We start from the raw sequence: 10,508 nt of genomic DNA, 5'->3' as shown, positions 1-10,508 counted from the left end.
ACAGCGCGAACTGCCCGAAGCGCTGGCGCTGGGCGTGCGTCGCGAGGCGGCGCTGCGGCTGCAGGCCGAGCAATCGATGACGGTGCAGGTGTTCGACCTGGTCCCCGGCGGCTGGCCGCTGGAATCGCTGCCACAGCGCGTGCGCCTGCGGGCCAGTAGCGCCTCCACGCTGCACTACCACCTGCAGCCGCTGCAGCGTGGGCACTTCCGCTTCGAAGGCGTGCACCTGCGCATGCGCTCGCCGTGGCGCCTGTGGTGGCAGCAACGCACGCTGCCGCCCGCACTGGACGTGCGGGTCTATCCGAATTTCGTGCCGCTCACGCGCTTTGCGTTGTTCAGTGCCGACCAGGCCTCGCGGCTGGTCGGTGCACACGTGAAGCGCCGCCGTGGTGAAGGCACCGACTTCCACCAGATGCGCGAGTACCGCGTCGGCGACAGCCTGCGCCAGCTGGACTGGAAGGCCACCGCGCGTGCGCGCAAGCTGATCTCGCGCGAGTACCAGGACGAGAAGAACCAGCAGTTGCTGCTGATGCTCGACAGTGGCCGGCGCATGCTGGCCAGCGAAGGCGGTCTCTCGCACTTCGACCATGCCTTGAATGCCTCGCTGGTGGTGGCCTACCTGGCGCTGCGCCAGGGCGATGCCGCCGGCCTGTTCGCTGCCGGTGGCGAACGCCGCTGGGTCGCGCCGCAGCGCGGCATGGGCACGGTCGAGCACCTGCTGCGCGCCAGCTACGACCTGCAGCCACGCGCGGTGGCCACCGATTACCTGGCCGCTGCCACCGAGGTGTCGCTGCGCCAGCGCCGGCGAGCACTGGTGATGCTGGTCAGCAACGTGCGCGATGAAGACATCGAAGACCTGCTGGCGGCGGTGCGCCTGCTGCAACGGCGCCACCTGGTGTGCGTGGCCAGCCTGCGCGAGCGCGAGCTGGACGGCGTACTGGAGGGGGACGTGCAGACGCTGGAGGACGCCACCCAGGCCGGTGCCGCGGCGCTGTACCTGCAGCAGCGCGCGAAGGCGCACGAAGCGCTGCGCAGCGAGAAGGTGATGGTGCTGGACGTCACCGCCGACGCCCTGCCGGGCGCGCTGGTGGAGCGCTACCTGGCGGTGAAGCGCGAAGGGTTGCTGTAGCCCTGCGATTGACCGGCGCCGAGCATGGGCTCGGCTCTACAGACGGCCTGATTCCTGTAGCGCCGAGCCCATGCTCGGCTGTCGGCCAGCGGCCGGCACTACCCTTGCAGCAAGCGACGCTGCAACCGCTCCACCGCACGCTGCAGCAGCGCCCGGTTGCGGGCCAGCTTCATCCACTGCGGCAGGCGCGAGAACATGGATCGATGATGGCCGCGGCCCTCGCGCAGCGTCGCGCCCGCGTATTCGTGCAGTGCCTGCAGATGTTCGGCGTTGTAGGCCCACAGCAGGCCCGCGCGGGTCGATTCGACCAGGCGCAGCGGCAGACCGAAATGCGGATCGGCAGGCTCGGCGTCACGCAGGGGACGCGTCAACACCGTGACCTCGGTGCTGCGACCGCACTGTGCGCATCGGGCGGGGAAGGATGCAGGCGCGGGGATGCCGGCGGGAATCGGCCGACACACATGCAGCCACTGATGCCCGCAGAATCCACAGGGCTGGCGGCCCAGAATGCGGACCGCACCCACCCAGTCGCCGCTGTCCAATGCAGCGCTGCAAGCTGTGCAGCGGAAACGCGCGGTCCATCGATAGGGTTCCCAGCGGGCGATCACCCAACCGGGGGCATCGCAGCGGTGGCAACGCACCGCGACGCGGTCCGCGAAGGCCTGCAGGCTGCGCCCGTCATCGAAATGCCGGCCCGGCGCGGGCGTGGCACGCCCATGCCGGCCAGGCCAACGCCGCACCGTCATCAGACGTAGATCCGCGTCGGCGCCTCGTCGACGATCGCGTGCGGCACGAACCGCGCACTGTCGCGGGTGATCGCGCTGTCGTCCTCGCGGATGCCGATGCCACAGGCGTGGTCACCCACCACCCAGCTGCCGATCAGCGGGTAGCCGCCTTCGAAGCGGGTCAGCGGATGGGCGCGCTGGATGATCGCCGGGCCGTCATAGGGACCGTCGCTGCGCTGGGTGCTGCCGTCGGCCAGGTGCATCTCGATGTTGGCACCTTCGCGCGAGAACAGCGGCTTGCGCACCCAGCCCGGGGCCAGCGTGCTGCCCTCATCGAAGTGCGCCTCCAGCAGGTTCGGATGGCCTACGTTGCGCTGCCACAGCAACGGCAGGATGCCCTTGTTGCTCAGCACTGCCTTCCACGCCGGTTCCAGCAACTGCACGCCCGAACCGGGCAGCGCGCGGCCGAACTCTTCGGCCATCAGGTCTTCCAGCGGGTACAGCTTGAACAGCGTGCCGATCACCGAATCATCCAGCGCGGTGAAGCGGCCGTCCTCGGACAGGCCGATGTCCTCGATCGCGATGGCCTGGCCATGCAGGCCGGCCTGCGACGCGCAGTCGCGCAGGTAATCGACAGTGCCACGGTCTTCTTCCGAGCTTCCCACCGCGCTGAAGTACAACGGCGGCGGCAGCTGCGTGGCCAGTTCGCCGAAGCGCTCGACCAGCGCCTCATGGATCGCATTGAACTGGTCGGCATGCTGCGGCAGGCGGCCGGCGTTGCGCTGGTCTTCCAGCCACTGCCACTGGAAGAAGCTGGCCTCGAACAGCGAGGTCGGCGTGTCGTAGTTCAGCTCGTACAGCTTGGCCGGGCCGGTGCCGTCGTAGGCCAGGTCCAGGCGGCCGTAAAGGTGCGGCTGGCGCTGGCGCCAGCTGTCGGCGATCCAGTCGCGGTAATGCGACGGAATCGCCAGCTGGTCCATCAACCGCTCGCTGCCGATGACATCACCGACCAGGTCCAGCGCCATCTGGTGCAGCTCGGCACTGGGGTCTTCGATGTCCTGTTCGATCTGGCGCAGGGTGAACGCGTAGTACGCGCTTTCATCCCAGTAGGGCTGGCCATCGATGGTATGGAAACGGAAACCCGCTTCCTCCGCGCGTGCCCGCCACTGGGCACGCTCGGCAATCCGGATGCGCTGCATGGGTCGATCAGCCGCCGTAGCTGCCGCTGGTGCTGCGGCGTGCGCTGGTGTTGCCGAAGCCACCACGGCTGGCAGTGACCGCACGGTTCGGTTCGCTGGTGACCGGTGCCAGACCGGCCTTGCCGGCGCCGATGCCGCTGGCGGTGTTCAGGCCACCGGTGCCGCCCGGTGCCGGGCGCGCCCAGCCAGCGTTCTTGTCCTGGTATGCCGGTGCCGACGCCGGCGCCTGCGGGGCGAGGCCGCCGCGGTTGCTCAGCATCTGCGACATGAAGAAGCCCATCATCATCGGGCCGATGAACGAGGTGCCGGCCGAGGTGTGCTGCTGCACGCACTGCTCCGGCTTGTAATCCTTCTCGCAGGCTTCCTTGCTGGCGTACTTCGGCGCCGCATCGGCGGCCTGCTTCTGCGCTTCGGCAAAGGCATTGCGGCACGACGACGGATCACCGGTGGCCTCGGTGCAGGCCTCGACCGAGGTGTACAGGCCTTCCTGCACCTTCACCTCCGGCTCCTTCTGGCAGGCGGTGAACAGCAGCGGCGCAGCGCTCATCAGCAGCAGCGCGGTGGTGCGGGAACGTTTCATGGCCTCATGCCCTGTATACGGATCAATGCCCAATGATGCCAAATCCTCACCAACAACCGGAATCGGCAAAGCGGGAAAGATGAACGGCCTTTCATTTTCGTCGGCATTGGGGTCAGAGCCCATCGCGCTGCGATGGGATCCGACCCCGGGCGGCACACCGCACTGGTAGGTGCCAACCTTGGTTGGCACACGCCCCGCGGCGCCGCGCTATGCCCGGCGCGCGCAGCCAAGTCTCCGGCGAGAAGCCCCCTTGTTGTTCAAGGGGGCGCGCCGCAGGCGCGGGGATAAGGGGAAATGCGCGGACCACCAAGCCGCTGCAAGCGGTGAAGGTGGTTGCAGCAGCAACCGAAAAAATTGGCCATGATCGGCTGACCCCCACGTCGTACGGCCCGCCCGTTCCGCCAGCCATGCCCGAATACCGTTCCCGCACCTCCACCGCCGGCCGCAACATGGCCGGCGCCCGCGCCCTGTGGCGTGCCACCGGCATGAAGGACGGCGACTTCCACAAGCCGATCATTGCCATCGCCAACTCCTTCACCCAGTTCGTGCCCGGCCACGTGCACCTGAAGGACCTCGGCCAGCTGGTCGCGCGCGAAATCGAACAGGTCGGTGGCGTCGCCAAGGAATTCAACACCATCGCCGTGGACGACGGCATCGCGATGGGCCACGACGGGATGCTGTATTCGCTGCCCAGCCGCGAGATCATCGCCGACGCCGTGGAGTACATGGTCAACGCGCACTGCGCCGACGCGCTGGTGTGCATCAGCAACTGCGACAAGATCACCCCCGGCATGCTGATGGCTGCGCTGCGCCTGGACATCCCGGTGGTGTTCGTCTCCGGCGGGCCGATGGAAGCGGGGAAGACAAAGCTGTCCGAGCACAAGCTGGACCTGGTCGACGCGATGGTGGTGGCCGCCGATGACAGCGCCTCCGACGAGAAGGTCGCGGCCTTTGAACGCAGCGCCTGCCCCACCTGCGGCTCCTGCTCGGGCATGTTCACCGCCAACTCGATGAACTGCCTGACCGAAGCGCTGGGCCTGTCGCTGCCCGGCAACGGCACTACGCTGGCCACCCATGCCGACCGCGAGGCGCTGTTCCGCCGCGCCGGCCGCCTGATCGTCGAGCTCTGCCATCGCTGGTACGGCGGCGAAGACCCGAGCGCGCTGCCGCGCGGGATCGCCACCCAGGCCGCGTTCGCCAACGCGATGACCCTGGACATCGCCATGGGCGGCTCCACCAACACCATCCTGCATCTGCTGGCCGCAGCGCAGGAAGCGGAGGTCGACTTCGACCTGACCCACATCGACGCGCTGTCGCGACGCGTCCCGCAGCTGTGCAAGGTGGCGCCGAACACACCGAAGTACCACATCGAGGACGTGCACCGCGCCGGCGGCGTGTTCGGCATCCTCGGTGAACTGGATCGCGCCGGCCTGCTCGATACCACAGTGCCGACCGTGCACAGCGCCAGCCTGGCCGAAGCGCTGGAACGCTGGGACGTGGCGCGCAGCGACAACGACACCCTGCATACCTTCTTCAAGGCCGGCCCGGCCGGCATCCCCACCCAGGAGGCCTTCAGCCAGGCCACGCGCTGGCCCGCGCTGGACCTGGACCGCGCCGAGGGCTGCATCCGCTCGCTGCAGCATGCGTATTCGCTGGAAGGTGGCCTGGCTGTGCTGCGCGGCAATCTGGCCGTCGATGGCTGCGTGGTGAAAACCGCCGGCGTGGACGAATCGATCCATGTGTTCGAAGGCCCCGCACGCGTCTACGAAAGCCAGGACGCCGCCGTCGCCGGCATCCTCGCCGACGAGGTGCAGCCGGGCGAGGTGGTGGTGATCCGCTACGAAGGGCCGAAGGGCGGCCCGGGCATGCAGGAGATGCTGTACCCGACCAGCTACCTGAAGTCGAAGGGACTGGGCAAGCAGTGCGCGCTGCTCACCGATGGCCGCTTCTCCGGTGGCACCTCGGGGTTGTCGATCGGCCACGTTTCGCCGGAAGCGGCCAGTGGCGGCGCGATCGGGCTTGTGGAAGACGGTGACCGCATCCGCATCGACATCCCGGCCCGCCGCATCGACCTGTTGCTGGATGAGGCCACGCTGGTCCAGCGCCGCAGCGAGGCCGATGCACGCGGCTGGAAACCGCGTGCGCCGCGCCCGCGCAAGGTCACCAGCGCGTTGAAGGCCTACGCTCTGCTCGCCACCAGCGCCGACAAGGGCGCCGTACGCAACACCGCCCTGCTCGGCGATTGATCCCTGCGCGGTAGTGCCGGCCGCTGGCCGGCATCTGCACGCCGCGTCCCACATCATTGAGGTTGCCGGCCAGCGGCCGGCACTACCCGTCGTGATCCGTTATGGTGGCCAGGAGGTCATCAACACGGAGGTTGAGAGGATGTTGCTTTTCTTTGCACTGGCCGCTGCCATGGGCACGTCAGCAGAACCACCCAAAGCACCCGACTGCAGCTACGACCGTGCAGCGATGCTGGCGATGGAACCGGATGCGTTCGATCAGGACCTGGAAGGTGGCTGGCGCACGCTGGCCGACCGTGGCTGCCACCGTGAAGCCGCTGATCTGCTCGCCGCCTATGCTGTGCTGCCCAAGGCTGCGGGCAACACCATGATTCTGTGGCATGAAAGCCAGATGCGTGCGGAGGCGGGCCAGTACCCGGAGGCGGTGGCGCTGATGCAGCGCACCTACAAGCCCACCGCCACCGACCCCGGTTACTGGAACGCCTACGTGGACGGCACGATCGCCTTCCTGCAGCGTGATCGTGCGGCGCTGGAGAAAGCGCGAGCAAGGTTGATTGCGATTCCTGCGCCGGAGCAGATTGCCAAGGCGCTGAAGGATGGGCGTTATCATTTCACGACCGCCGGCGGGCAGAAGGTGGATGTGCCGTGGCCGCCCAACCTGGACGTGCTCGATGGCTTCCTGCGCTGCTTTGATCGCGATTACCACAATGCGATGGGCAACCAGGCCTGCCGGAATCCGGAGGGCGATTGAGCGACAGAGGGCGTGGTCGGGTCAGAGCCCTTCCTTCGGAAGGGATCCGACCCCGTCTCAGCCGATCACGCGCTTGAACGGCGGCAGCGCGTCGATGATGCGCTTGCCGTAGCGGCGGGTCAGCAGCCGCGAATCGAGGATGATCACGCGGCCGGTGTCGGTGGAGGTGCGGATCAGGCGGCCGGCGAACTGGGTCAACGTGCGCAGCGCGTGCGGAATGGCGATCAGGTTGAACGCATTGAGCCCGCGGCCTTCGAACCATTCGCTGAGGGTGGCGGTCTGCGGATCGGTCGGCACCGCGAACGGTACCTGGGTGATCACCACCGTGGTGCAGGCTTCGCCGGGCAGGTCGAGGCCTTCGCCGAACGAGTTCAGGCCGAACAGTACCGAGCCTTCGCCGGCAGCGACGCGGCGCAGGTGCTCTTCGATCAGCCGGGTCTTGGACATCTCGCCCTGTACCAGCACCTGCTTGCGCCGCGCGGCCGGCATCAGCCCGGCCACCTTTTCCATCTTCCAGCGCGAGGTGAACAGCACCATCGAGCCCTTGGCCCAATCCAACTCGGTGTCGAGGTAGCGCGCCACTTCGCGGGGATGGCCTTCGCGGTCGTCGGGGGTGACCGGGAACCTGGGCACGATCAGCTCGGCCTGGTTGGGCAGGTCGAACGGCGACGACAGCGAGACCATCTCGGCCTCTTCCGGAATGCCGTTGTCGATCGCCAGCGACTGGAAATCGCCACCGCCGGTCAGCGTCGCCGAGGTCATCACCACCGAGTCCACCTCATCCCACAGCAGCTTGCGCAGCACGTGCGCGGCCGATACCGGCGAGCCGTGCAGCACCAGGTCGCCGTCGCGGGTGGCGGTGACCCAGCGCGCCATCGGCGGCGCGCCGTCCTTGTCCTCGCGGCGCCAGGCCTGCCACAGGTTGTACTGTTGCTCGATCATTTCCAGCGCCATGCCCAGGTTGCGCTGCAGGCGCTCGCGCGCGGCGTCGTCCGGCTTGCCCTTGGCCACCTGCGCGGTAGCGGCATGCGCCCAGTTGTAGAGGCTGCGGGTCTCGTCGGCCAGTGCCTCGATCGGCTCGCGCCAGGCCTCCGGCAAACGGCCGTTGGCCGCGCGCCACATCGGCTCCTCATCCGCTGGCGCCGGCATCCACGCCCGCTCGATGTGATCGCGGAACGCGCGCAGCTGCTTGGCGACGTTGCTGGCGACCTCGATCGCTTCGTTCGGCAGCAGGTTGCCGAGGCGGTCCTTGTCAACCGCGCGGTAGGCACCGGCAATCAGGATCTGCAGGCGCCCGGTGCGCTTGGCCATTTCATCCAGCGCCAGGCTGGCCGCGCCCTGGTCGATCGCCACGTTGCCGATGTGATGGCCTTCGTCCAGCACCAGCAGCATGTCCGACGGCGGCGCGATCAACGGCTGGCCGTTGTCGCTGTCGCCGATCGACAGCGCCGACAGCAGCAGCGCGTGGTTGGTGACCACGATCTGCGCATCGCGCACGGTGTTGCGTGAACGCAGCACCGCGCACTGCGCCGAATACGCACAACGGCGCCCGGCGCAGCCCGAGGCCGGCGTGGTGATGCGGCTGCGCAGGCCGGGACTGATGGTCTCCGGCGCATTGTCGATATCGCCGTCCCAGCTGCCGCCGGTGAAGGCATCGGTCAGGCGCTTGGCGATGTCCATCTCGATCGGCGCCAGCGGCCGGTCGAACAGTGGTGCATCATCCTCGAACATGCCGCCCTGCGAGCCCTCGCCCTGTGCTTCGGCGGCGTTACGCGTGCACAGGTAGCGGGTACGGCCCTTGGCCAGCGCCACGGTTGCTTCCAGGCCGGTGGCCTTGAGGAAATTCGGGATATCGCGCTCGACCAGCTGCGACTGCAGCGCCACGGTGCCGGTGCTGATCACCAGCTTCTTCTTGCTGGCCAGCGCAATCGGTACGCCCGCAGTGAGGTAACCCAGGCTCTTGCCGACGCCGGTCGGCGCCTCGACCACGCCAACGCCGCCGCTCTTCGACAGCGCGCGTGACACCACGCCGATCATCTGGCTCTGCGAGCGGCGGGTGGAGAAGCCCGGAGTATTGGCCTGCAGCGTCGTGTACGCCTTGCGGATCGCGTCCTTCAAGGGGTCATCGAGCGTGCGCGGAGCGGCGACGGTTTCGGTCACGCCGGGAATTACCGTGGCTGGATCGGGCCGGTCATTGTCGCATGGCCGGCCATGTCCGCCGCCGCTGGCTACCTGAACGGGGCAGCGGCGACGCCCGGCGGCTGGATGAACACGCCGGACGCTGCTGGCGACGGCCCTGGGCCGTCACCGCGGTGTCACTGCACCGCGTTGCCGCGCAGCCGCAGCAGGCGCACCAGCGCCCACACCAGCAGCACCACGCCGATGGCCTCGACCATTGCCAGCGCGAAATGCAGCACGCCGAGGATGGCGCTCAGGCTCGACACGGCACTGAAATCACCACTGCGGACCATCCACATCGGCAGGATGCCCGCCGCCATCCCACCGAGGCTGGTCAACAGCAACAGCAGCAGGCCGACCAGGGCGCCGGTGCGGGTCGCATCGCGCGGCGCACCGACCACCCAGACCAGGCCGACGCACAGCGCGATCAGCACCGGCAGGCGCACACCGACCATGCTCAGCACGGTCACCATCAAGGTCGTGCCGTCCATCGATCAGTCCTCGCCGGCCAACACAGCCGGGCCCTGGCGCAGCGCCTGGTAGACCTCGTCGGTCTGCGGGCGTACGCCGTGCCACTGCAGGAAGCTCTCGGCGGCCTGTTCGACCAGCATGCCCAGGCCATCCACGGTGTTGCGGCAGTTCGCCGCGCGTGCCCATGCCAGGAAGGCGATCGCCGCCTCGCCGTAGTTCAGGTCGACGGCGGTGGTCATCGAGTTGACCAGCGACAGCGGCAGCTTGAACTCGACATCGCGGTCGCGGCCCGCCGAGGTGGCGTTGACGATCAGTTCAAAGTCGCCCAGGTCGCGCAGGTCCTCCCAGTAGCGGCTGATCGCGCGGCCCGGTTCGCCCATGGCATCGATCAGCTCGTCGGCACGTTCCGGCGTGCGGTTGACCACCACCAGTTCGGTGATGCCGGCATCGAGCAGCGCCGGGGCGACGCTGCGCGCCGAGCCACCGGCACCGATCATCAGCACGCGACGGCCGCGCAGGTCCAGGCCGTGGCGGTCGGTCAGGTCGCGCACCAGGCCGATGCCATCGGTGGTGTCGCCGTGCCAACGGTCGCCCTTGCGCAGCAGCGTGTTGACCGATCCGGCGCGGCGCGCCCTTGCGGTCAGCGTGGTGCACACCGAGAACGCGGTTTCCTTGTGCGGCAGGGTGACGTTCGCACCGACACCGCCCTCGGCAGCGAAGGCCTCCAGGCCGGCCAGGAACGCCTCCGGGGCCAGGTCGATCGCGCGATAGTCGATGGCGATGCCTTCCTGGCGACCGAACGACGCATGGATCTGCGGCGACTTCGAATGGGCGACGGGGTGTCCAAAGACGGCGTAACGGTCGGTCATGGAATCCTCAAGCTGGCTAGACTGATGCTCTGTTCGTGCATGGAACCGGATGATGCGCATCACACCGCCCCTGCTGGTGCTTGCCGCCAGTCTACTCTCTGCCCCCGTGGCGATGGCGTTGAACGAGTACGGCATCGAAGGCATGGGCGTGGTCTCGACCCGCGCAGACGAGGGTCGCGCCACGATCAGCGCCGATGGCCAGCGCATCGTTTTCGCCCGCCGCGACGAAGCCGGCTGGGGCCTCTGGGAGGCACGCGTGGTCGACGGTCGTTGGCAGCAGGCACAGGCACTGCCGGTCGGCGTGGCCGGTGAAGCCCGTGATCCCTACTTCAGCCGTGATGGCCGCTGGCTGCTGTTCGCGGC

The 10,508-nt window shown here is 68.3% G+C and carries 9 protein-coding genes and 1 pseudogene; 4 read left to right on the top strand and 6 right to left on the bottom strand.

What is annotated here, in order from left to right; translation table 11 throughout:
* On the top strand, positions 1-1,129 hold a 1,129-nt coding region (locus N5E02_RS18355), incomplete at its 5' end, for a DUF58 domain-containing protein (protein ID WP_279946580.1).
* A gap of 98 nt (positions 1,130-1,227) precedes the next feature.
* On the opposite strand, the gene N5E02_RS18350 is transcribed toward N5E02_RS18355, so the two are convergent.
* From N5E02_RS18350 to N5E02_RS18340, 3 genes are all read right to left on the bottom strand, one after another.
* A complete protein-coding gene (locus N5E02_RS18350; RefSeq protein WP_231109070.1) occupies positions 1,228-1,503 on the bottom strand; it encodes a hypothetical protein in 276 nt (91 codons plus the stop codon).
* A gap of 371 nt (positions 1,504-1,874) precedes the next feature.
* Positions 1,875-3,053, bottom strand: a complete 1,179-nt coding sequence (locus N5E02_RS18345) for a glutathionylspermidine synthase family protein (protein WP_065185879.1) — start codon at positions 3,051-3,053, stop codon at positions 1,875-1,877.
* A 7-nt stretch (positions 3,054-3,060) separates the two neighbouring features.
* The gene (locus N5E02_RS18340) at positions 3,061-3,633 is read right to left on the bottom strand and encodes a DUF1190 domain-containing protein (protein ID WP_005420172.1); all 573 of its coding nucleotides are present in this window, start codon (positions 3,631-3,633) and stop codon (positions 3,061-3,063) included.
* A gap of 407 nt (positions 3,634-4,040) precedes the next feature.
* On the opposite strand from N5E02_RS18340, the gene ilvD reads away from it, so the two are divergent.
* Together ilvD and N5E02_RS18330 are read left to right on the top strand one after the other, a co-directional pair.
* Complete coding sequence (gene ilvD / locus N5E02_RS18335; RefSeq protein ID WP_065185880.1) at positions 4,041-5,879, top strand: dihydroxy-acid dehydratase; 1,839 nt, start codon at positions 4,041-4,043, stop codon at positions 5,877-5,879.
* A 139-nt stretch (positions 5,880-6,018) separates the two neighbouring features.
* Entirely contained in the window at positions 6,019-6,627 is a 609-nt protein-coding gene (locus N5E02_RS18330; protein WP_058979311.1) for a hypothetical protein, read from the top strand.
* A 57-nt stretch (positions 6,628-6,684) separates the two neighbouring features.
* On the opposite strand, the gene dinG is transcribed toward N5E02_RS18330, so the two are convergent.
* The 3 genes from dinG to aroE all read right to left on the bottom strand — a co-directional run bounded on the left by dinG (position 6,685) and on the right by aroE (position 10,145).
* Positions 6,685-8,787, bottom strand: a complete 2,103-nt coding sequence (dinG, locus tag N5E02_RS18325) for an ATP-dependent DNA helicase DinG (RefSeq protein WP_279946579.1) — start codon at positions 8,785-8,787, stop codon at positions 6,685-6,687.
* A 155-nt stretch (positions 8,788-8,942) separates the two neighbouring features.
* Positions 8,943-9,296: a hypothetical protein gene (locus N5E02_RS18320; protein WP_005420176.1), complete on the bottom strand. Its 354-nt coding sequence runs from the start codon at positions 9,294-9,296 to the stop codon at positions 8,943-8,945.
* 3 nt (positions 9,297-9,299) lie between these two features.
* On the bottom strand, positions 9,300-10,145 hold the full coding sequence (gene aroE / locus N5E02_RS18315) for a shikimate dehydrogenase (protein ID WP_005420177.1): 846 nt from the start codon (positions 10,143-10,145) through the stop codon (positions 9,300-9,302).
* A gap of 49 nt (positions 10,146-10,194) precedes the next feature.
* Between aroE and N5E02_RS18310 the strand changes: the two are divergent.
* Positions 10,195-10,508, top strand: a pseudogene (locus tag N5E02_RS18310) (hypothetical protein); the annotation flags it as partial.

The sequence above is a fragment of the Stenotrophomonas sp. GD03777 genome, from assembly GCF_029842485.1.
In the GTDB taxonomy this organism is placed as follows: Bacteria; Pseudomonadota; Gammaproteobacteria; order Xanthomonadales; family Xanthomonadaceae; genus Stenotrophomonas; species Stenotrophomonas sepilia.
This window is presented reverse-complemented; position numbering and strand designations above follow the sequence as displayed.